The sequence below is a fragment of the Paenibacillus sp. FSL K6-4396 genome (assembly GCF_038002525.1).
In the GTDB taxonomy this organism is placed as follows: Bacteria; Bacillota; Bacilli; order Paenibacillales; family Paenibacillaceae; genus Paenibacillus; species Paenibacillus amylolyticus_B.
Genome location: NZ_JBBOCR010000001.1, coordinates 3,943,933 through 3,967,108, shown reverse-complemented (window position 1 = coordinate 3,967,108; position 23,176 = coordinate 3,943,933). Strand labels below are relative to the sequence as shown.

Here is a 23,176-nt window from a genome sequence, read left to right as displayed (position 1 = left end):
AAGGGGGAGAGGATTATGCTGCTGAATCGGAAACAGAGCGGGAAACGCTGGCACCTGCGGCCAGATGGGGCACCCAAAGTAACAGGTCAGCTTCAATATCTGACGGATATGACGCTACCTGACATGATTCATGGCAGAGTATTGCGAAGCGAATATCCGTATGCTCGCATATTGTCTATAGATACTTCGGAAGCTGAGGCGTTGGAAGGTGTCTATGCGGTTCTGACCTCCAAAGATGTACCTGGTCTGAATCGTTTTGGCATAGCAACCCCGGATCAGCCCGTGTTCTGCGAGGATATTGTCCGTTATGTTGGGGATGCCATTGTAGCGGTTGCTGCGGATTCCCCGGAACGTGCGGCACTTGCGCTGGATGCGATTCGCGTAGAGTATGAGGAATTCACTCCGCTGAATAGCACAGACGCTGCATTGGCTCCCGGCGCACCAGAGCTGCATGAGCATGGTCCAGGTAATGTGCTGCATCGGACGGAGATCAAACGTGGAGACGCCGAGCAAGCTTTTGCCACGTGTGATCATATCGTGACAGAGACGTATTATACGCCTCGCCAGATGCATGCGTACATGGAGACAGAAGGTGGCCTGTTTGTCCCGGATGAAGAGGGTAGGCTGAATGTATTTGCGGCAACGCAACACGGTTATAAGGATCGGATGCAGCTTGCGCGCATTATTGGCTGTCCTGAAGAAGATATTCGCGTGGTGTCTTCACCGATTGGTGGTTCATTTGGCGGAAAAGATGAACTCAACGTACAGCCTTATGGTGCACTGCTGGCCTTGAGATGCGGACGTCCTGTGAAAATGCATAATTCACGTAAAGAATCCGTGCGTGCAGGGCTGAAACGGCACCCAATGAAGATTGAAATGCAGACCGGTATGAGTCGAGAAGGTATCATACAAGCGCATCGTGTCCGTATTACAGCAGATACGGGAGCGTATGCCACCCTGGGTGCACCCGTGCTGAACTTCTGTACCGAACATTGCCTTGGACCATACGCCATTCCGAATGTGGATGTGGAAGGTGTGTCTGTGTATACGAATAATGGATTGTCGGGTGAGTTTCGCGGATTTGGTGGGAACCAGGCGATTTTTGCCATGGAAGGCCAGATGGATCGGCTTGCAGCAATCATGAACATGGACCCTTGGGAGTTCCGCAGGCGTAATATGAGGGAAAAAAATGATCCTGGACCGCTGAATCAACGCATTCTGGTCACGGATGGACTGTCCCAAGTATGGGAGGCATTGGATCGCTCCGAACTGTGGCAAAAACATCAGAGTTCCCCCGCAGATCCTACTCTGCCGCCGTGGATCAAACGAGGTGTCGGAGCGGCCATCGCCATGCACGGTGCAGGGCTGGGTTATGGCATTCCAGATCCTGCAGGAGGCCGTCTGTCCCTGAATAACGAAGGCAAGATTGAGGTGGCGTTCAGCTACGAGGAATTTGGTCAGGGGCTCGTTGCAACGCTGGAAATTATGTTATGTGATCTATTCCAATGCAGTACATCGGATCTCAGTATCATCATTGGAGATACGGATCGTGTGCCACACAGCGGATCAAGCACAGCTTCACGTTCAACAACGATGGCATGGATGGCTCTTCAACGCTTGCAGATTCCATTTCGTTCCCGTGTTCTCGATGTCGCGTCTGAAATGTCCGGCGTTCCGGCAGATGAACTGGTGACAGGGCCTGGGGGAATATGGCGCAAAGGCCAGCTTCCTGCCGAAACTTCAGAAGTAGAAACAGATGTGCAAGGGACAGGAAAGAGTGAGAAGGAAGTAACATTGGCCCTGGAAGGCGTAAAACAAACGTCTGCTATAGGGAATGAAAGTGATCAAACTGCTGAAAGTTATTTAGGTTTATCTCAACACCTGGTGAAAGAGAGTGTCTCATCAGGCTTTGTGGTTTCGTATGCTGAACTCGCAACGCAGGGCGAAGCCGATGAATGGATTTTCGATACAAAGTTTGATTACCCAACTACGCCAGACAACGTGGTAGGCGGGCATTATTTGTATACGTATGCAGCGGTTGCGGCAGAGGTGGAAGTAAATACATTGACCGGAGAAACCAAGCTGCTGGATACGCGCCATGTTGTTGCGGCAGGTCCAGTTATCAACCCTATGGGCTATATCGGACAGATTGAAGGCGGCAGTGTCATGGCGCTGGGATTCACGTTGACCGAGGATGCGGTCATGCAGGACAGCCGTTATGTAACCACTAATCTTGACACGTATATGATCCCAACCATTCAGGATATTCATACCAATCTGGAGGTTGAAGCTATTGAAGACTTACCCGAAGGTGATGCGTTTGGACCGAGGGGGATCGGTGAGATTGGTTCCGTAGCGCTTGCGCCAGCCATTACTGCCGCAATACATCAGGCGACAGGCGTATGGGTTAACCGTCTTCCTGTACCGAGGGAACAACTGGTCAGACCTTTAAATGTACCTTTGCAGGAAGGAGTGAGCCCGTCATGAGTAAACCACTTGAGAGTCACTGGACAGCCGTTGTGAACGGCGAACAGAAACATCTGGAGATCGCGCAAACGACCCGGCTTGTCGATGTGCTACGGACTCATTTGCAACTAACGGGTACCAAAGTATCCTGCGAAGTCGGTCGATGCGGCGCATGTATGGTTCTGATGGATGGAGAGCCTGTGAACTCCTGTCTTATCATGGCTTATCAATGTGAGGGAAGTGACATTATGACGATTGAAGGTCTGCAAGGGGATGAGAAAGGCACTCTGCATCCGATTCAACAGGCTTTTGTGGAGGAAGGTGGCTTCCAGTGCGGCTACTGCACTCCGGGCATGGTGATCTCAACCAAGGCATTACTGGATGCACATCCTGAGCCTTCTCAAGAACAGATTGAAACGGGATTGTGCGGGAATCTGTGTCGTTGTACCGGCTATGGTGGCATTATTCGGGCGGTACGCAAGGCAGGGGAACGCTGTGCGACAAAGGAGACGTCTGCCCAGGAAACCGTTAGTTGAGTTGGTGCGCAGGACGTAGGACGTAGGACGTAGGCATAAAAACAAGAACAAGGAGAATTGAAGAATCATTCTTTGAAAAAGCATTCGATCCAGGAATGCTTTTTTTGTTTTTTAGGTTTTCCCAAGTGAAATCATATAACGGGAGATGAGGTTTAGGCCCGATTCTGGTTAGATAATGAATCGTTTTCGATTTTTATCAATTTGGGTTGAATGAAGAAAAAATATCACTCAAAGTACTGGTACAAAAGAATTACCAACATTCGTATTCACCATATATTTACAAATATTGATGTGCATGCTATGTTTACAATGAAAGCGCCATCATGAATGGGTTCATTGACATTTCATTATCATATTTCACTTGGGAAGGAAGATGGAATTGATGAAAAATTTGCTCAAAAAGGCAACCGCAATGATGCTGGCATTGGTCCTACTGCTTGGATTAATGACAGCGCCCGTTCATGCAGACACACCATTGTTCACCATCGAAAGCGAAAATGCGCAGCTCACCCCGGATCTTCAAGTGGTTACTTCAATCTATGGACAACCCAAGCCCGGATTCTCAGGGGCCGGATTTGTCTGGATGCAGAACTCTGGCACATTAACCTTCACAGTTACTGTCCCGGAAACCGGCATGTACGCAATCTCCACACGATATATGCAGGAGCTCAGTGCAGATGGCAGGTCACAAAATTTAATTGTGAATGGTGTTACGAAAGGTGCGTACATGCTGCCTTACACGACAACATGGTCAGACTTCGATTTTGGCTTTCACAAGCTGAATCAGGGTGTCAATACGATTGAGCTGAAGGCTGGCTGGGGCTTCGCGTATTTTGATACTTTTACAGTGGATCATGCTGATCTGGATCCCCTGAATGTGCAGCCAGTTCTCACTGATCCTGAAGCTACACCGGAAACTCAAATTTTGATGAATTATTTAACGGAGGTATACGGAAACAACATTATTTCTGGTCAGCAAGAGATCTACGGAGGAGGGAATGACGGAGATACAGGGCTTGAATTCGAGTGGATTCATGATTTGACCGGAAAGTATCCGGCTATCCGTGGCTTTGATCTGATGAACTATAATCCGTTGTATGGTTGGGAGGACGGCACAACCGATCGCATGATTGATTGGGTGAATAACCGTGAAGGTATTGCAACAGCTTCCTGGCATATCAATGTGCCTCGTAATTTCAATACGTATGAGCTTGGGGACTTTGTGGATTGGAAAGAAGCTACGTACAAGCCAACCGAAACGAATTTTAATACAGCAAATGCGGTAATTCCCGGTACGAAAGAGTATCAGTACGTGATGATGACCATCGAGGATCTGGCCGAACAATTGCTGATTTTGCAAGATAACGATGTGCCAGTGCTTTTCCGTCCGTATCATGAAGCAGAAGGCAACGGCGGGCTGAACGGGGAAGGCGCATGGTTCTGGTGGGCTTCGGCAGGCGCAGACGTATACAAACAGCTATGGAATCTGCTCTATACCGAACTGACCGAGACGTATGGCTTGCACAATCTGATCTGGACCTACAACAGCTATGTATATAGTACTTCTCCGGCTTGGTATCCGGGTGATGACCAGGTAGATCTTGTCGGATACGACAAATACAATACGATCTACAACCGTTATGACGGTTTGTCGGGCGTGCCCAATGAGGATGCGATTACCTCGATTTTCTATAAGCTTGTTGAGTTGACGGGCGGTACAAAAATGGTAGCGATGACGGAGAACGACACGATTCCAAGCGTGAAAAATCTGACAGAGGAGAAGTCAGGATGGCTGTACTTCTGTCCTTGGTATGGCGAGCATCTGATGAGTTCTGCATTTAATTACCCGGCAACACTGAAAACGCTTTATCAAAGTGATTATGTCATTACGTTGGATGAGCTGCCAAATCTAAAGGTTAACAATCCCAACCCCAGTGCATCCATCACACCTGGAAACGTTGAATTTGACAAATACACACCCAATCAAAGCGATAAAACCGTAACCGTGAATGCAAACGGCAATACGCTAACTGCTCTCCGGGCAGGCAACAATGCGTTGACCGCAACGACAGACTATACCTTGAACGGAAGCACATTGCTGCTGAAAAAAGCTTATCTGGCAACCCTGCCAGTTGGTGAGCATTCGATTGTTCTGGATTTTATTCAAGGTCAGGACCCTGTGTTAAAAGTCAAAATTGTGGATTCAACACCGGGTACAAATGCTGTGATTTCTCCTGTGAATGCAACATTTGATAAAGCGACGAATCCCGCACAGGATATTTCCGTATCTCTCACCTTAAACGGCCGTCAGCTCACAAGCATCACGAAGGGGAATGCTACGCTTGTAGCGGGTCAGAATTATACAGCATCCAGCTCTGCTGTTGTTCTGAACAAATCCTATCTTGCCACGCTTCCGCTGGGCCAGAACGTATTGACCCTTCACTTCAATGGAGGAAATGACGCTGTGCTAACGGTGAACGTCATAGATAGCACCGTTACTGTCCCAGCAGGGGATTTGACGATTCAAGCTTTTAACGGCAATACAATTGCATCCACCAACGGAATTTCACCCAAATTCAAATTGGTCAACTCAGGCAATTCGGCTATTCCGTTAAGTGATGTAAAACTCCGGTATTACTATACAATTGACGGGGAGGAAGCTCAGAGTTTCTGGTCCGACTGGGCCAGTATGGGCAGCACAAATGTAACGAGCCAATTCGTTAAACTGGCGACTCCAGTTGCCGGAGCGGATCATTATCTTGAAGTGGGCTTTACAAGTGCAGCGGGATCACTGAATGCGGGCCAGAGCGCAGAGGTTCAAACTCGCTTTTCCAAAAACAATTGGACGAATTACACACAGACTAATGATTACTCGTTTAAGGCATCTGGTAGTCAGTTCGCAAACCATGATAAGGTCACCGGGTATGTGAACGGTCAGCTGGTATGGGGAATTGAGCCGTAAAGGTAGGTAGCACGTTTAATGGGCTGGATCAGGGGTTGAACCTCTGATTCAGCCTTTTTATGGTGTAGAAGGTGTACACCGATTAGACGGAATGTTCTTTATCACTTCTAGAACGTGACGATGTATCCATGTCTGTTCATATGCGATCTATTATCTTTTTCGTATGGCCCATGATGAACTGAAGAAGCAGACCTGCGCAACACACAGTTAATAATGTACCAAGCCCGATCGGTCCACCAAAAAGGAATGCCAGCATCAAAAATACAAAGTAAATCAATGTTCTCGATACAAATAAGGGGGTTCGCGTGATTTCGCGCAAAATTAATGTTAAGCGGTCAATCGGAATGGGTGCAAAATTGGTCTGTAAATAAATTGCCGTGCCGATACTTATGATCACTAAACCAATGACAAAAGTCATTAATTTGCTGTACCAAACTTCGGGTGTGATCAAGGAATCAGATACATAAAGCCAGATATCAATCCCGACACCAGTAATGAATGCGGTGACGAGTCCCAAAAACTCGGGTTTTTGCTGCTGCAAAAGCGAATTACATCCAATTAATAGGAAAGCAATGATGACCTCCCAGCTACCTACACTTAGCCCTATATGATGTGACAGCCCTACCAGAAGTGCATCAAACGGTGAGGTACCCAATTCAGATTGGATGGTAAGGGAAATGCCAAGTGTTAAGATGAGAATACCTGCGACAAAAAGTACATATTTCAAATTCATTCAACCTCTTTTTTAATATTATGTTGCAAATACAACAAAATTGAGCTAAATTCAATGTAACCCTTTTTTATTGCATTTGCAACAAACGATTAACTTGTTAAAGGAATGTGAATATAGATGACGATTCGTATAGAGAGATGTACCATTGAACATGTATGTGAACTGCAGGAGATTAGTTATGAGACGTTTAATGAAACGTTTAAAGCGCAAAATTCACCCGAAAATATGAAAGCTTATCTGGAAAAGGCGTTTAATCGGGAGCAATTGGAAACGGAACTGTCCATGGCGGATTCGCAATTTCTTTTTATTTATGTCAACAATCAAGTTGCTGGGTACATGAAGGTGAATATCAATGATGCGCAGTCTGAGAAGATGAGCGTGGAATCCCTTGAGATCGAGCGGGTGTACATCAAAAAAGAGTTCCAAAAACATGGCCTTGGTAAAGTGCTGCTCCATAAAGCCATAGCGATGGCAAAAGAACATCACAAAACAAATATTTGGTTAGGTGTGTGGGAGAAAAATGAAAATGCTATCGCCTTTTATGAAAAGATGGGGTTTGTACAGACAGGAGCCCATGCTTTTTACATGGGAGATGAGGAACAGATTGATTTGATAATGACCAAAACGCTACTGTAACTGGATCATCGAGGGAAAAGCTTGGGAGAAAAATGCTATTGAGCAGAATTCTTTCGGGCTTTTTTATGTTTTGCCAGAACCGTTGAATCATAAAATGAAGAAATTGACGAATATTAATACATAATAAATATTATGTAAACTTATTATTTTCGATGACCTTCATAAGCTGCATCTATGGCTTTAGTAAAAGTTAAAGGCCTGATTAATACATAACTGGCAGTATAATTTTGCTCAATAATCGTGAAGGTAATAGGCTGATCTCAAGGATCGTCAATATAATTTATTAGTTTAATTCTACGTTTGGACAGTCAGCCGAAAATCGTTTTCGTTTGTAGTCTGTTAGATAAGGTTAAGTCTTAATAATCAGAATATAAGTTGTATATACCTCATGTTAAAAGAACTTTTTGCACGTGAAACGGACGTGTTAATCCACCATGTTGAATTATTTAGTTTTCGAGCGGAAAATGGAAAATAAAATTAATATTTCAAGTAAGAAATCAGGAGGATTGGACTCTTAAAACCAGCCGAAAAAAGGAGCAGAATCAATCAAAATATTAATTGGATAAATAAGGTATGAATCGTTCGAAAGGCGCTACTACGCCTTTTATAGATCAATTTCATATGGATTTGCGATGGATTTAGTACCGCTTTCACGTTATGCTTTTGGAAATTGGAAAGGAAGTGGGAAAAATGGAACGCGAACTGGCGTTGGAAATTGTCAGAGTAACAGAATTGGCTGCGTTAGCTTCAGCACCCTGGATGGGACGAGGCGACAAGAACAGTGCAGATGAAGCGGCTACTTTGGCCATGCGCGCCATGTTCGATTCCGTGTCCATTCGCGGCACGGTGGTAATCGGTGAAGGAGAAATGGATGAAGCCCCCATGTTGTACATCGGCGAGGAAGTGGGCAACGCTGAGGGGCCTGAGGTTGACGTGGCTGTAGACCCGCTCGAAGGTACAGAAATCGTGGCCAAAGGACTAAACAACGCTCTATCGGTTATTGCAGTGGCGGGAAAAGGTAACCTGCTCCACGCACCGGACATGTATATGGAGAAACTTGCGGTAGGGCCTGCGCTTGTAGGCAAGGTAAGCATTGAAGACCCGGTTGAAGTCACACTGGAGAAAGCCGCTGCCGCATTGAACAAAAACATCTCGGATCTGACAGTGATGATTCTGGATCGTGTGCGCCATGAGAGCACAATTAAGACTCTACGCAAGGTCGGTGTACGGATCAAGTTCCTCAGTGACGGTGATGTTGCTGGGGCGATGGCACCGGCCTTCCCGGAGGCGGGTATCGATCTCTATGTCGGATCTGGAGGAGCGCCAGAAGGTGTGCTGGCTGCTGCAGCGCTATCTTGCCTTGGGGGTGAGATTCAAGGTCGTCTGATGCCTGCCAACGCAGACGAATTCCAACGTTGCTTGCAGATGGGAATTGATAATCCTTACAAAGTGTTAACGATGCAGGATATGATCGGCACAGAGGATGTCATTTTTGCTGCAACAGGTGTGACGCCAGGTGAGATTCTGGGAGGGGTACGGTATCTTGCGGATGATCGGGCTGAGACGGATTCGATTGTCATGCGTGCCAAAACGAAGACCATTCGATTCATTCGTTCCCAACACTTCCTGCCTAACAAAGAAGTGCTGCACAAAGTAAGACAGCTTCAATCCACGCCTGAACCATCGGACCGCATTCCGAATCTTGTGAAAACGATGGAGCAGGCTGAGTTTAGTCAATCCTCCGTTGATCTTGGCGTTACAACGACATTGTGAGCTGCACTCCCCATTAATTGTACAAATAGCAGCAACCGTAATCGTTGTAGTGTGTTTGATAAGTAACTTGGACCCCCTAAGGTTACAGGGTGCTCGGATTCAATGAAAGTACCATCTCTGGCAAGATAATAATGAGGGCTTGGATTTACCCGAGCTCTCGTTATTTTTTGTTTAAAGCATTGACAACGGTTACATGGCATGAGAAAATGTACGCGCGTACATAAATATCGATTTTTAGTTATTACATCATTTATAGGTGAGCTAGAAGGGGGTGAAATCATGGCATCTCGTAAAGAAGTGGCTGATCTTGCGGGTGTTTCCGAGGCAACGGTCTCCCGGGTGCTTAATGGGGTAGGTCCTATTAAAGAAGAGACACGCCGCAAGGTTCTTGAAGCTTCTGAACAGTTAGGCTATGTGCCCAGCGCTCTTGCTCGCAGTTTTGCCAGAAGTAAAAGCGGGAACCTTGGCGTGGTATTACCTTATGTTCCGAAGGCGCATCTGTTCTCGGCGTATTTTTTCTCGGAAATGCTGAGTGGGATTGGAAGCAAAGCCAGAGACAATGGCATGGACCTGTTGGTTATGTTCCGGACACCCGGTGAAGTAATGAATTATACGGATCTGTTCCGGCGTCAGAAAGTGGACGCTTGCATTATCCTAGGTGCCAGAGACGATCATGAAGAACTGGCGGCCATGCAGCAGCTTCACAAGGAAGGACACCCGTTCTGTGTCATGAATCAGCATTTTGAGGGCCAATCATTCACGGAAGTGGATGCGGATCATGTGGAAGGAAGCAGGCTTGCCATACGTCATCTTACGGATCAGGGATATCGCAAAGTCGCTTTTCTCAATGGTCCGGACAGCTACTCCAACAGCCAGGAGCGAATGGAAGGTGTCCGTCTTGGCCTGCAAGAAGCAGGTATGGAGCTGGACCCGAGTCTATTGCTTGAGGGGAATTATAGTAGACGAAGTGGCATTGAGGCGGCAGCGATTGTAGCAGATCGCCTACATGAGATTGATGCTGTATTTGCGGCCAATGACCGGATGGCCATTGGTGTCATGCATGGTTTGCGTGAGCGGGGAATAGGGCCTGCGGATTTTCCGGCATTTGTGGGTTATGACGACTCCGATGCCGCCGAGATGGCGGTTCCGCCGCTGAGTAGCGTCAGGGTTCCATTTTTTGAGATGGGTGAATTTGCAGTATCGAAGCTTATGCATGGGTCTGTGGGTGATACACATAAAGCGAATAACTCTGTTGTAGCGGTAACCGAATCAGCGAGAGCGTTGTTGCCTACCGAACTGATCATCCGTGCTTCTTCTATCCGTCAATAGTTTATTGGTACACAAATTGAAAGACTTTTTATTATTCCAAAGGAGGAAATGACCATGTCAAATCGTCTTCGTGTCGGAATGGTTGGATACAAGTTTATGGGGAAGGCCCACAGTAATGCCTATCGCAGTCTGCCGATGTTTTTCCCGTCTGCTCCGCTGCAGCCCGAGATGTCTGTGATCTGTGGACGTAACGAGCAGGGAGTGCAGGAGGCAGCGAATCAGTTCGGCTGGTCCGAAAGTGTAACAGATTGGCGTGAACTGGTGAAGCGAGATGATATCGATCTGATTGATATTAACGCGCCAAGTGATGCCCATAAGGAAATTGCGTTGGAAGCAGCTCGTCAGGGCAAACATCTGTTTTGTGAGAAACCACTTGCTCTGTCCCTCGCGGATTCGCGTGAGATGCTTCAGGCAGCAGAGGAGGCCGGAGTCGCACATATGGTCGGGTTCAACTACCGTTTCTCACCAGCGGTGCAATTGGCGAAGGATCTGGTGGAGAGCGGACGACTGGGTAAGATCTATCATTTCCGTGCTTTTTTCTTGCAGGACTGGATCATGGACCCTTCGTTCCCGCTGGTATGGCGTTTGCAAAAAGAAGTGGCTGGCTCTGGTTCCCATGGGGATCTGGGCGCGCACTTAATCGATCTGGCTCGTTTCCTTGTTGGTGAATTCCAGGAAGTCATCGGCATGAGCGAAACATTTATCAAAGAACGACCACTTGCAGCAGAGATGACCGGGCTGAGTGCAAAGGGCAGTTCGAATGCGGATGCACCGAAAGGAGAAGTGACCGTCGACGATGCTACGTTGTTCCTGGCACGATTCGCAGGAGGGGCGCTGGGCAGCTTCGAAGCTACACGTTTTGCAGCGGGGCATCGCAGTACGAACTCGTTTGAGATTAATGGCAGTCTCGGCAGTGTACGGTTTGATTTTGAGCGGATGAACGAACTGGAAGTATATTTTACAAAGGATGAAGAGGACGTACAGGGATTCCGCCGTGTACTGGCAACCGATCCGGCACACAAGTACTCCGAAGCCTGGTGGCCTGCCGGACATACGATTGGATTCGAGCACACGTTCACGCATGAAATGCTGGAGTTGGTAACTGCGATCTCTGAAGGACGACAACCATCACCGAGTTTCCACGATGGGGTCGCCTGTCAGGCTGTACTGGAAGCGGTAGAACGTTCGGTGACGGAGCGACGCTGGGTGACACTTGAAGAGATGTAAGTAAGCAAGGCGGAGTAAGTCAGGATTAGCGTTGAGCACAACTAAACTAGTTGAAAGCGAGTGAATAAACGATGAGTAAAGCACTGATTGTATGGGGCGGCTGGGATGGACATGAACCGGAGCAGGTAGCAGCGATTTTTGAGCGTATTTTGAAGGAAGAGCAGTTTGAGGTTGAAGTCTCGAATACGTTGGAGTCTTATGCGGATGCAGAGAAGCTGATGGGTCTGGATCTGATCGTGCCATTGTGGACGATGGGACAGATTGAGCAGGAATTGGTCAATAACGTATCAGCGGCTGTTCAGAGCGGTGTGGGCTTGGCTGGTCTTCATGGCGGGATGTGTGATGCCTTCCGAAATAACGTAGACTGGCAGTTTATGACGGGTGGACAATGGGTTGCTCATCCAGGTAACGATGGTGTGGAGTACATGGTGAACATGAAACGTGGCTCTAGCCCGTTACTGGATCATATTGAAGATTTTCAGGTAAAAAGTGAACAGTACTACCTGCACGTAGACCCGGCAGTGGAAGTGCTGGCAACAACTCGTTTCCCCGTGGTGACTGGTCCGCATGCAGCGAATGGACCCGTAGATATGCCTGTTGTATGGACGAAACGCTGGGGCGCAGGGCGAGTATTCTACAACTCACTGGGACACCATGCAGACATTGTAGACATGAAACCCGTGACTGAAATGATGCGCAGTGGATTCAAATGGACAGCAGCAGGCAAAGAGCTTGCCAAGAGTCGAGTAAGTTCAGCAACCGAAGTGTATACAGGTATGGCGGACAATCAGAACTAATGAGATTGTAGTTTGATCGTAAACGTAACTTCAGTGTCAACCATTCATCCTCAATGGATAAACCATTTCTGATCCACGGCGAAGGGAGCCCCAAGCATGAAAAAAATGAAAGTAGGCATTATTGGCTGCGGTAAAATCAGCGGTATTTATATGGAAAATTGTCACCGGTTCGAGGTGCTGGAACTTGTTGCTGTTGCGGATCTTGATCGGAAACGTGCAGAGGAGCAGGCTGCAGCCTATAACGTGCCAAACGTATACAGCGTGGATGAAATCTTGGCTGATCCTGAGATTGAGCTGATCATCAACCTGACGATTCCTTCCGTTCATGCGGATGTATGCTTGCGGGCGCTTGAATCAGGCAAACATGTCTATGTGGAAAAACCACTCGCTGTTACCCGTGAAGAAGGGCAGGCTGTGCTCGAAACAGCGAAGCGTAAAGGATTGCTCGTGGGCTGCGCGCCAGAGACTTTCTTTGGTTCAGGTATCCAGACTTCACTTCAATTGGTAGAAGAAGGGGTAATCGGCAAGCCGGTTGCGGCAACCGCATTTATGATGAGCCGTGGTCATGAACACTGGCACCCAGATCCGGAGTTTTATTACGCATCAGGCGGTGGGCCAATGTTTGACATGGGTCCGTACTACCTCACGGCATTGGTTCAACTGATGGGACCGATCAAGTCCATTGCGGGCATGACAGGTAAAGCCATGGAAGAACGGACGATTACGAGTGAGAAAAAGAGAGGCCAAGTGGTTCCCGTCGAAATTCCAACTCACGTTACGGGTCTGTTGCAGTTTGAGCAGGGTGCCATTGGCACGCTAATTACGAGCTTTGACGTATTTGGCGGAAGTGCACTGCCACCGATTGAGATATACGGCACGCATGGCACATTGCAGGTACCTGATCCCAACACCTTCGGCGGTCCGGTTCGTTACCGCTTGCTGGGTGAACATGAATGGACGGAAGTTCCGCTTCTCCCAGGATATCAGGAAAATACACGCGGCATCGGTGTGGCAGATATGGCCTATGCAGCCCAAAGTGGACGTGCACACCGTGCGAGCGGGGAACTGGCATACCACGTACTTGAGGCCATGTGGGCATTCCATGATTCATCAGATGAGCAGACTTTTTACCAGATGAAAAGCTCGTGTCAGCGCCCGGCTGCATTGCCGGTGGATCTGCCATTGTATACATTGGATAAATAAGATAGCCATCATGGCTTATATCATGACCAACAGCCCCTTTCCTTCGAACACGGAAAGGGGCTGTTTTTATTGAATTTAAGAAAAATTGGAGATAACAGCGATCGGAAGGTTGTTCGGTCATTGGAGTGTCCAGTGTAAATATTCTTTAATTCAACTTATATAGTCATTTATGGCTCAAATCCCGCCTGACTGATCCAGATTTCATCCTCGGGAAAATAGTCTTTCATCCGTTGAACAACAGTCTGATACGCCTCTGGATGATACCAGTGCTCCATCCCCACTTCTTGATAGAGCGACTCCATGCCGAGTCGACGGGTGCGCTTACCCTCGCTACCATCGCCCATGAAATAATCGTCAATACATACGCGCCGAACCAGCGGTCGTAAGACGGCAGCAAACTGTTCACTGCTGGGTAATACGGGAGCAATCGCAACCTGTGTCGGTATTCCGGCATCCCGCAACTGTTCCAATGCACGTAATCGGCCTGCAATTGGGGGAGCGGAAGGACTGAAATGCTTGCGCATATCGTCCAGATCCGTCTCCACAGTCATGCTGACCCGAACCCGGTCTCCTAACTGTAGTAAGAGATCTATATCCCGGGTAACGAGGGGACTGCGGGTTTGGACCAATACAAAATCGGGCGGATACTGTACCATCGTTTCAAGCAATGAACGCGTGATACACTCCTTGTACTCAGCGGGTTGATACGGGTCTGTACTGGATGACATGAACAGAGTGACTTTGCCTTTCGCCAGGGCACGCTTCAATTCTTTGGCGAACACTCGGGAGGCCTCCTGTTTCACATCCACCCAACTCCCCCAATCCTCTTTGCGAAATAAGGAGACAGGCATCTGTCTGACATAACAATAGGAACAACCGAAGGCGCAGCCTGTGTAAGGATTCAACGTATGTGTATATCCATTAAGGAAGCCTGTTCCTTTGTTCAGTAACGTTTTGGGTATTTTGTAAGAAAGGTTGGTTTTCATAAGTTCTCATGCCTTTCGCGGTAGTGTGCAGGTGTGAGACCTGTGTGTTTGCGAAATACAGTAATGAAATAAGCTGAGTTAGGTATACCGACATGGCGGCCAATATCGGTGACGGTAAGTCCGGTATGTTCAAGCAACTTCCGGGCTTCGGTCATTCGTTTATCCTGAATATATTGAACCGGTGTGCGACCTGTAATCCGCTTGAACACACGATGCAGATGATAAGGACTGCCATGACTTACAGTGGCAAGGATATCCAAGGTTAGAGGTTCGGCGTAATGATGTTCGATGTAATCCGTGATCCCGTATATCCACTCCTGATCAGGTACCCGCTCGCCTGTTGGTTTACAACGTTTGCAGGGTCTGAACTTTCGTGCCAACGCTTCTTCAACATGTTGAAATATCAGCACATTTTCAGCTTTGGGTGCTCTGGACTTACAGGAAGGTCGGCAGAAAATACCCGTTGTTTGCACACCGTAAAAGAACGTTCCATCATAAGAATTATCGTTGTTGATGATGGCATGCCAGTATTTTTCATCTATCGATTCGGGCAGTATGCGATCTTGATCTGGACTTTTCACGGTGATCACCTCATCTCTAATTATACCCCTAGTTCCAAGGGATTGACGAAGTTTCAACTTAAAAAGCAAGATATCAATATCTGGGATAAAGTACCTTCCTTCAATCTGAACGAAATATGAGCTACAATATACAAGATGGAAGTGGTTTATATCTCAAATGAAATTTATAGATGAAAGAGGTAGGTAAGCATGGTTCGTTTTGGAGTAGTGGGTACCAACTGGATTACAGAAAGGCTTCTCGAAGCCGCAGCACAGGTTGATGGATTCAAGTTAACCGCCGTGTATTCAAGAACTGAAGATAAGGCTAATGCATTTGCAGATAAATATGATGTTGAACACCGCTTCACCGATCTGGAAGAGTTGGCAGCAAGTGATGTGATTGATGCAGTCTACATTGCCACACCAAATACGGTTCATGCAGAGCAGGCTGAGCTTTTTCTGAGAAACGGTAAACATGTATTGTGCGAGAAACCTCTGGCTGCAAACAGTGCCGAAGTTCGGAGCATAATCGATACAGCACGAGAACACGAGGTTCTGCTCATGGAAGCGATGAAATCGACCCTTGTCCCCCAGTTCAAAATGGTGCAGAAGAGCCTGTATAAAATCGGTCCTGTCCGCAAATATGTAGCAGGATACTCTCAGTATTCTTCGCGTTACGACAAGTACAAAGAGGGGATTGTCCTGAACGCGTTCAAGCCTGAACTCGCTAATGGGGCGTTAATGGATCTCGGTGTGTATTGTCTCTATCCATTGATTACGTTGTTCGGTGCACCTAATCGGGTTCAATCCCAAGCGATGATGCTGGAATCTGGTGTGGATGGACAAGGCAGTGTGCTACTGGATTATAATGGGATGGATGCGGTTGTTACATACTCCAAAATCTCCAATTCTCATGTACCAAGCGAAATTATGGGGGAACTGGGCAGCATCATCATTGACAAGATTGGCTCACCGGAACATGCAGAGATACGTTACAATGACGGTACGGTGGAGCAGCTCACAGTCGAACAAAACCATCCGGCGATGTATTATGAAGTGGAGGAGTTCGTGAATCTGGTTCAGGAAGGCAAAAAGGAGTCTGACATGAACACGTATGAACGCTCCTATGTTACGATGCAGGTCATGGATCAGATTCGGAAGCAGATTGGGCTTGTGTTCCCTAACGATTGATTCAAAAACAGGAAAGGTAGCTGAGACGAGATGAGCAGAGATGAGCAGAGCAACAAACCCTCCAATGATTCTGTTGGTTTGGAACTGACACAGATCGTTTTCATAGGAAGAACCTTCGAGGAATATATGAAGATGTTCAACCTGAATGTGGAGGAGATTAATGGCAAGTCCATTCTGGATTGTCCAGGTGGAGCGTGTTCATTCAGTAGCCATGCGCGCAAGTTGGGTGCAGACCCCATGGCCGTGGATATTGCCTACGAATATGAGATCGACGAGCTTGAAGTAAAGGGATTTCAGGACATTGAGCATACGATGAAACAGATGGAATCGGTGCAAAGCATATATGTGTGGGATCAATTTGGATCAATCCAGGGGTTAAAGGAAGAACGAACTCGTGCCATCACAGATTGCATCGCAGATATGAGAATGTTTCCTGACCATTATGTGGCGTCTGTGCTCCCGGATCTACCCTTTGCGGATGAACAATTCGATCTGACGTTATCCGCCCATTTCCTGTTTACGTATGCGGATCGATTGGATGTTGATTTTCATGTTGCAACCGTGATGGAACTACTGCGTGTGACCAAACGAGAGGTTCGCATTTTTCCAACAGTGGATCTGTCTGGCCAACGTTACAAACACATGGATGAGTTAAAATTAATACTCGAAGAGCGAGGGTACACGGTATCCGAAGAACCAACTTCATATGAGTTTCAACGGAACGCTCACACCATGCTTCACATTGTTAAACATAAACGAACAAGATAGGAGGTTTTTTGGATGAATAAAGTCCTTATACTTGGGGGTACACGTTTTTTCGGTAAACGTCTGGTGGATCACTTGCTGTGGGAAGGGAAGTCTCAGATCACAGTCGCCACTCGTGGTAAAACGGATGTTGACTTCGGACCCGAAGTAAATCGAATCAAGATGGATCGTGAAGACACGGAATCTCTGGCAGAGGTTGCGCAGACAGACATGTGGGATGTCGTGTACGACAATATCTGTTATTCCCCAGATGCGGCGAAAGCGGCATGTGAAGCTTTTGCAGGACGCACCAAAAGATACGTTCTGACATCCACACTCTCGGTGTACGGTGATCCCAAACCTGGATTTAAGGAAACGGATTTTGACCCGTATACATATCCATTACAGTATGGGAGTGCGGAGGATTTTTCGTATGGAGAAGGCAAACGGCTTGCAGAGGCTGTATTTTTCCAAGTAGCGGATTTCCCGGTTGTAGCGATGCGCATTCCCATTGTACTCGGGATTGATGATTATACGAGAAGACTCCATTTTCATATTGAACATGTGCAAAAAGGAAAACCGATCGGCATGCCAAATCCGGATGCGGAGATTGGATTTATCAATTCCACTGAAGCGGCAAGATTTCTCGCTTGGCTTGGACATTCGTCCATTACCGGTCCAGTGAATGCAGCTTCCAAGGGTGCAATTACGCTGTCAGCCATGATACATCTGATCGAGACGGTCACGGGCATGCAGTCCCAGATCCTCATGGAAACGGTGAAAGAAGATATGTCACCCTTCGGCGTTGAGGAATCATGGACGATGGTGACGACCAAGGCAGAACAAGCGGGATATACGTTCGAACCTCTGATGGACTGGTTCCCGGGACTCGTTCGTGAGGTTGCTCTCGCATTACAGTCGGAGCGGTAGAATATCGGCTCGGATGGAACCAAAATGAAACTGAATGAATCTGACGAACCAACCGGTTCGGACGAATTGGGTCATTCCAACGTATGAACATCAAACAGGGTGCAACCAGAGTGAAGTCTCCGGTGCACCCTGTTCATGTTGTACATTTTTTCGAATTGGAACGGGAGCTAATCTAGATAGGTGGGACTAATCATTTACACGATAATATTTAGTCAACTCTGGTGCTTAACTCTATTTTTGCTCACGTGGAGCAGTAGCTGAAGCCCGTATGCGCAGTTCTGATGGTAGAATGACGGTTTGGGCTTCGGAAGGGGCCTTGCCCTCAATCCGGTCAATCAGCATCTGTACACCCTGAAACCCAAAGTCATATGCTGGCTGTGCTGCTACAGTCAGGAAAGGATCAAAAGCAGAAGCCAGATCCAGATCGTCGAAGCATACGACAGAGATGTCTTCTGGCACACGTAGTCCTCGTTTGCGCAAAAGCCGGATGACCCCAATCGCCAGCATGTTGTTGGCGGCAAAAATGGCTGTTGGTTTCTCCGGTTGTGAGAGTAGTTGATCCAGTCCCTCTTCATCGCTGAAATCCCGGTACCCGGTTCGAAGCACAAGTTCGGGATCGATATCAACTCCGACCTCACGCATACCCTCTATATAACCTTCCTCCCGCAGTCTGGCGGTAGAAACCTCTGAAGAACCATTGACCAGTGCAATGCGCCGGTGCCCCAATTGCACCAGATATCGGATCAGTTCAATCGCACCTTCCCGGCTATCTCCGGCAATGACATCTGACGTAATGCCAGGGACGGTTCGGTCTAGAAAGACAAACGGAATGTGACGTTCCTGCAACTGTTTCAGATGAGTGAGAGAACGATCTCCTGCAGGGGCAAAGAGTACACCATCGACGCGAGTTGACAGAATTGCATCCACGTAGTCCTTTTCCTTATGGTAATCCTCGTCACTATTGCCGAATAAAAGACGGTACCCACGAAGATGGGCTGCATCTTCAGCACCGCGGGCGAGTGTTGTATAAAAAGGGTTGGTAATATCCGTAATAAGCAGCGAGAGCATCTGGGTTCGCTGAAGCACAAGACTGCGTGCATTGGAGTTCGGGATGTAACCCAGTTCGTCGATCACCTGTTGCACACGTTCGCGTGTCGCGGAACTTATGCGGCCTGTATGATTAATGACTTTGGAGACCGTCATGGCGGAGACGTTGGCTTTTTTGGCAATATCGTAAATGGTAATCATTAGAATCTAACCTTTCCGCAACATAGTCTTACCATTCTATAGGATAATGCCAATTGACAGCAAGATAGGCTCATGCTATGTTAGGGTTACCGATAACCCTAAAGGGTTCTGAACGTCTTTACTACATAAACCATTTCGTTGAATTCGCTCATGCACGTTCCATTTTCTTGAAAAGAGGAACTACATACAAGGCTGATTAATGAAATGGTTTATTGGTATTTTTTTTAAATATGTAAACGCATTCAATTTCAAGTAATGCTCTTGATAATCTGTGTATGCAGCTCTTGCGTGCCACCCGGGTATCGGTTGTATTTCCGTCATTATCTCATTCCAATCACTACATATGGATCAGACAGAAGGTTTCTCAATTCAACCCAAATAATTCTATGAAACGAATTGAAGGAGGACATTCCAGTATGACACATCAGGATTATCGTTATAAACAGGCTTTCCCCAAGATTGGTATTCGTCCCACGATTGATGGAAGACGCAAGGGTGTTCGGGAGTCACTGGAAGAGCAGACGATGCGGATGGCGACATCCGTTGCCGAGCTGCTTGCAGCCGAACTGCGTTATCCTGACGGGTCCGCGGTGGAATGTGTTGTGGCCGAGACTTGTATTGGCGGAGTGGCCGAAGCGGCCGCAGCATCAGAACTATTCAGCCGTTCCAACGTGGGCGTAACGATCACCGTGACACCGTGCTGGTGTTATGGTACGGAAACGATGGATATGTCACCATCCACTCCAACAGCTATCTGGGGTTTTAACGGGACTGAACGTCCGGGTGCAGTCTATCTGGCAGCGGTACTCTCTGCCCATGCACAGAAGGGGATTCCGGCCTTTGGGATCTATGGAGAGGATGTGCAGGACGGCGGGGATACAACCATTCCCGATGACGTGCGTGAGAAATTACTCCGGTTCAGCCGTGCGGGTCTGGCAGCCGCTACCTTGAAAGGGCAAGCGTATCTATCCATTGGATCGGTATCCATGGGGATTGCAGGTTCGATTGTGAACGATTCATTTTTCCAAGAGTATCTGGGCATGCGCAACGAATATGTGGATATGAGCGAGCTCACTCGTCGTATTGAAGAAGAAATCTACGATCCTGAGGAGTATAAGCTCGCACTGGCCTGGGTGAAGGAGAATTGTAGCGAAGGTCCGGACAACAACGCTGCCCATCTGCAAACGGATCGCAAACGCAAAGAGTACGAATGGGAGACCGTTGTGAAAATGACCCAAATTGTGCGTGACTTGATGGCGGGCAATCCAAGATTGGCAGAGCTTGGTTTTACAGAGGAATCGATGGGTCACCACGCGATTGTATCCGGCTTTCAGGGACAACGGCAGTGGACGGATCATTCTCCGAACGGAGATTTTCTGGAGTCGATATTAAATTCTTCCTTTGACTGGAATGGCAAACGTGCGCCTTATCTGGTTGCAACGGAGAATGACAGCCTAAATGGGGTATCGATGTTATTCGGTTCGCTGCTGACACATACGGCACAGATCTTTGCTGATGTGCGCACGTATTGGAGTCCGGATTCGGTACAGCGTGTGACGGGGCACCAGTTGGAAGGAAACGCGAAGGATGGCATTTTGCATCTGATTAACTCCGGTTCCGCAGCCTTGGATGGCACCGGACAACAGTCCAGAGATGGGAAGCCTGTGCTCAAGCCATTCTGGGAAATTACAGATGAGGAAGTACAGGACTGCCTAAAAGCAACATCCTGGAGACCGGCATCCGTAGAATATTTCCGCGGGGGCGGCTATTCAGCGGATTTCCTGACCAAAGGTGGCATGCCTGTAACGATGACACGTCTGAATCTGGTCAAAGGACTGGGACCAGTGCTGCAAATCGCTCAGGGTTACACGGTCGATCTGCCTGAAGATGTGCATGATACGCTGGATCAGCGGACAGACCCTACCTGGCCATCCACCTGGTTTGCACCTGTTCTAACCGGATCGGGAGCGTTTACTTCCGTATACGAGGTCATGAATCAATGGGGCGCTAACCATGGCTCCATCTCGTATGGACACATCGGTGCTGATCTGATTACGCTGGCTTCCATGCTGCGCATTCCGGTAAATATGCATAATGTACCTGAATCGGAGATTTTCCGTCCGCGTGCATGGGGCTTATTCGGCACAAGTGAACCGGAGAGCGCAGACTACCGTGCTTGCAGTGTATTTGGCCCGTTATATCGCTAAAATAAAGTTACATTCCTGTCAAACGCCATGTTCCTTATGAAATGAAGGTAACATGGCGTTCTCTTGAAAGCTGTGTTCAGAACTCGAATATGGCTTATCGCATAGCGTTAAGGAGGCTTGGGAGATTGGGCGATCAAGCAACACATGTGCTTGCTGCCGATTACGGCGCTGGGAGTGGACGTGTAGTCCGGGGTTCTTTTGATGGAAGCAGACTCTCGTTACAAGAAGTGCATCGATTCAACAACGAACCCGTGCAGCTGGGCGATGGATTGTATTGGGATTTCTTGCGACTTTTTCATGAATTAAAACAAGGCATTGTGAAAGGGACGCAAGGCATCTCTCCAACGGTCCGTTCTATAGCTGTGGATACGTGGGGAGTGGACTATGGACTGGTAGATGGGGCGGGAAGATTATGCTCGAATCCACGTCACTATCGGGAGGCACGCAATGCGCAGTGGATGGAAGAAGTTCTGCACCTTGTGAAAGAAGAAGAACTGTACGCCATGTCCGGCGTTCTGCCGCAGCAAATCAATACGGTATTCCAATTGCTAGGCAGTGTGCGAGAGCATGTCGAAGGTTTGCGTCCGGATGTACTCATGTTATTTATGCCGGATTTGTTTCACTATTATCTATCCGGTCAGCAGGCTTGTGAGTATACGATTGCAAGTACCAGTGGGCTGTTGCATGCAGGTGAGGCGCGTTGGAATGAACATCTGATCGGGCGTCTCGGTATACCGGAAACATTATTTCCAAAACTCGTTCAACCGGGTACCGTGCTGGGCGATTTAACAAATGAGTTGTGCGCCGAGTTACGGACTGGACCGATGCAGGTAGTCTCTGTAGGCTCACATGATACGGCATCTGCCCTGGCAGCAATCCCTGCGAATGATTCGGATTTCGCTTTTATCAGCTGTGGCACCTGGTCTCTGATGGGGGTGGAGCGTGATACACCTGTATTGGATGATCGAAGTCGTGCACGGGGATTCACGAATGAAGGGACGGTAAGTGGAAAAGTACGCACCCTGAAAAATCGTTCAGGCTTGTGGCTGCTACAGGAATGCAAACGGCAATGGGAGCGGGAGAATCAACTTTTTACACATGAAGAACTGATTCAATTGGCTGCCTTGGCAACGCCGCATCAAAGTTATGTATCGCCGGGAGATGGCGTGTATTTGGCGCCAGGGAATATGGCTGAACGAATACGGCAACAATGCAGTCTCACCGGACAGACAGTGCCCGAAACGACTGGAGCGATTGTACGCTGCATTCTGGAAAGTCTTGCACTGGAATTCAGACAGACGCTGGATGAACTGCAGTTGATTACAGGTACAAGACCTCGTGTCATTCATATGGTTGGTGGTGGTGTACACAATCGACTATTATGCCAGTTTACAGCCAATGCAGCCGGTGTCCCGGTGGTGGCAGGCCCGGCAGAAGCGACTTCAGCCGGGAATTGCATGCTGCAATTCCTTGCGCATGGAGAAGTGAGTAGCTTGGCCGAGGTACGGGAGGTCATGGCTGCTTCCTTTTCCCCCGAGACCTATGAGCCTGAGGATACAGAGCTGTGGCAGGAAGCTTATGAAAACTACCAAAGTCTGAATCAAATCAAAAGGTAATGAACAGATTTAATACAATGAGCATAGACGTA

Annotated in this window: 18 protein-coding genes; 14 read left to right on the top strand and 4 right to left on the bottom strand. The window is 47.9% G+C overall.

Annotation, left to right across the window (positions count from 1 at the left end; all coding sequences use genetic code 11):
- The first annotated feature begins 15 nt into the window (after positions 1–15).
- The 3 genes from MHB85_RS17110 (at position 16) to MHB85_RS17100 (ending at position 5,964) form a co-directional block, all read left to right on the top strand.
- Complete coding sequence (locus tag MHB85_RS17110; RefSeq protein ID WP_105599062.1) at positions 16–2,487, top strand: molybdopterin cofactor-binding domain-containing protein; 2,472 nt, start codon at positions 16–18, stop codon at positions 2,485–2,487.
- Positions 2,484–3,002 (top strand): (2Fe-2S)-binding protein, encoded by a 519-nt coding sequence (locus MHB85_RS17105; RefSeq protein ID WP_105599061.1) that lies wholly within the window; start codon positions 2,484–2,486, stop codon positions 3,000–3,002. Before MHB85_RS17110 ends, MHB85_RS17105 begins: the two co-directional genes overlap by 4 nt.
- Positions 3,003–3,384: 382 nt before the next feature.
- A complete protein-coding gene (locus MHB85_RS17100) occupies positions 3,385–5,964 on the top strand; it encodes a glycosyl hydrolase (protein ID WP_105599060.1) in 2,580 nt (859 codons plus the stop codon).
- Positions 5,965–6,100: 136 nt separating this feature from the next.
- Here MHB85_RS17100 and MHB85_RS17095 read toward each other — a convergent pair whose 3' ends face one another.
- The gene (locus MHB85_RS17095) at positions 6,101–6,691 is read right to left on the bottom strand and encodes a YczE/YyaS/YitT family protein (RefSeq protein ID WP_105599169.1); all 591 of its coding nucleotides are present in this window, start codon (positions 6,689–6,691) and stop codon (positions 6,101–6,103) included.
- Positions 6,692–6,814: 123 nt separating this feature from the next.
- Between MHB85_RS17095 and MHB85_RS17090 the strand changes: the two genes are divergently transcribed.
- From MHB85_RS17090 to MHB85_RS17065, 6 genes are all read left to right on the top strand, one after another.
- On the top strand, positions 6,815–7,333 hold the full coding sequence (locus MHB85_RS17090; RefSeq protein WP_105599059.1) for a GNAT family N-acetyltransferase: 519 nt from the start codon (positions 6,815–6,817) through the stop codon (positions 7,331–7,333).
- A 690-nt stretch (positions 7,334–8,023) separates the two neighbouring features.
- Positions 8,024–9,106: a class II fructose-bisphosphatase gene (glpX, locus tag MHB85_RS17085; RefSeq protein WP_091019505.1), complete on the top strand. Its 1,083-nt coding sequence runs from the start codon at positions 8,024–8,026 to the stop codon at positions 9,104–9,106.
- Positions 9,107–9,385: 279 nt separating this feature from the next.
- On the top strand, positions 9,386–10,435 hold the full coding sequence (locus MHB85_RS17080; RefSeq protein WP_105599058.1) for a LacI family DNA-binding transcriptional regulator: 1,050 nt from the start codon (positions 9,386–9,388) through the stop codon (positions 10,433–10,435).
- Between the two features lie 54 nt (positions 10,436–10,489).
- Entirely contained in the window at positions 10,490–11,662 is a 1,173-nt protein-coding gene (locus MHB85_RS17075; protein WP_091019501.1) for a Gfo/Idh/MocA family protein, read from the top strand.
- Positions 11,663–11,733: 71 nt separating this feature from the next.
- The gene (locus tag MHB85_RS17070) at positions 11,734–12,459 is read left to right on the top strand and encodes a ThuA domain-containing protein (protein WP_076217226.1); all 726 of its coding nucleotides are present in this window, start codon (positions 11,734–11,736) and stop codon (positions 12,457–12,459) included.
- A 96-nt stretch (positions 12,460–12,555) separates the two neighbouring features.
- Positions 12,556–13,662 carry a Gfo/Idh/MocA family protein gene (locus MHB85_RS17065; protein WP_091019500.1) on the top strand — a complete coding sequence of 369 codons (1,107 nt, stop codon included), beginning with the start codon at positions 12,556–12,558 and terminating at the stop codon, positions 13,660–13,662.
- Positions 13,663–13,829: 167 nt separating this feature from the next.
- Here the strand turns inward: MHB85_RS17065 and MHB85_RS17060 are convergent, their stop codons facing one another.
- Together MHB85_RS17060 and MHB85_RS17055 are read right to left on the bottom strand one after the other, a co-directional pair.
- Positions 13,830–14,648: an SPL family radical SAM protein gene (locus MHB85_RS17060; protein ID WP_105599057.1), complete on the bottom strand. Its 819-nt coding sequence runs from the start codon at positions 14,646–14,648 to the stop codon at positions 13,830–13,832.
- Positions 14,645–15,229 carry a bifunctional transcriptional activator/DNA repair enzyme AdaA gene (locus tag MHB85_RS17055; protein WP_105599056.1) on the bottom strand — a complete coding sequence of 195 codons (585 nt, stop codon included), beginning with the start codon at positions 15,227–15,229 and terminating at the stop codon, positions 14,645–14,647. The genes MHB85_RS17060 and MHB85_RS17055 overlap by 4 nt, the downstream gene beginning before the upstream one ends.
- A 189-nt stretch (positions 15,230–15,418) precedes the next feature.
- On the opposite strand from MHB85_RS17055, the gene MHB85_RS17050 reads away from it, so the two are divergent.
- The 3 genes from MHB85_RS17050 to MHB85_RS17040 are packed head-to-tail and all read left to right on the top strand — an operon-like array spanning position 15,419 to position 18,073.
- Entirely contained in the window at positions 15,419–16,399 is a 981-nt protein-coding gene (locus MHB85_RS17050) for a Gfo/Idh/MocA family protein (protein ID WP_341073296.1), read from the top strand.
- Between the two features lie 30 nt (positions 16,400–16,429).
- Positions 16,430–17,167, top strand: coding sequence for an SAM-dependent methyltransferase (locus MHB85_RS17045; RefSeq protein WP_192131176.1), 738 nt, complete (start codon positions 16,430–16,432; stop codon positions 17,165–17,167).
- A 12-nt stretch (positions 17,168–17,179) separates the two neighbouring features.
- Complete coding sequence (locus MHB85_RS17040; protein WP_192131178.1) at positions 17,180–18,073, top strand: NAD-dependent epimerase/dehydratase family protein; 894 nt, start codon at positions 17,180–17,182, stop codon at positions 18,071–18,073.
- Positions 18,074–18,304: 231 nt separating this feature from the next.
- On the opposite strand, the gene MHB85_RS17035 is transcribed toward MHB85_RS17040, so the two are convergent.
- On the bottom strand, positions 18,305–19,321 hold the full coding sequence (locus MHB85_RS17035) for a LacI family DNA-binding transcriptional regulator (protein ID WP_192131180.1): 1,017 nt from the start codon (positions 19,319–19,321) through the stop codon (positions 18,305–18,307).
- A gap of 416 nt (positions 19,322–19,737) precedes the next feature.
- On the opposite strand from MHB85_RS17035, the gene MHB85_RS17030 reads away from it, so the two are divergent.
- Both MHB85_RS17030 and MHB85_RS17025 read left to right on the top strand, forming a co-directional pair.
- On the top strand, positions 19,738–21,528 hold the full coding sequence (locus MHB85_RS17030) for an L-fucose isomerase (protein WP_091019487.1): 1,791 nt from the start codon (positions 19,738–19,740) through the stop codon (positions 21,526–21,528).
- Between the two features lie 125 nt (positions 21,529–21,653).
- On the top strand, positions 21,654–23,144 hold the full coding sequence (locus MHB85_RS17025) for a rhamnulokinase (RefSeq protein WP_341073294.1): 1,491 nt from the start codon (positions 21,654–21,656) through the stop codon (positions 23,142–23,144).
- Positions 23,145–23,176 lie beyond the last annotated feature (32 nt).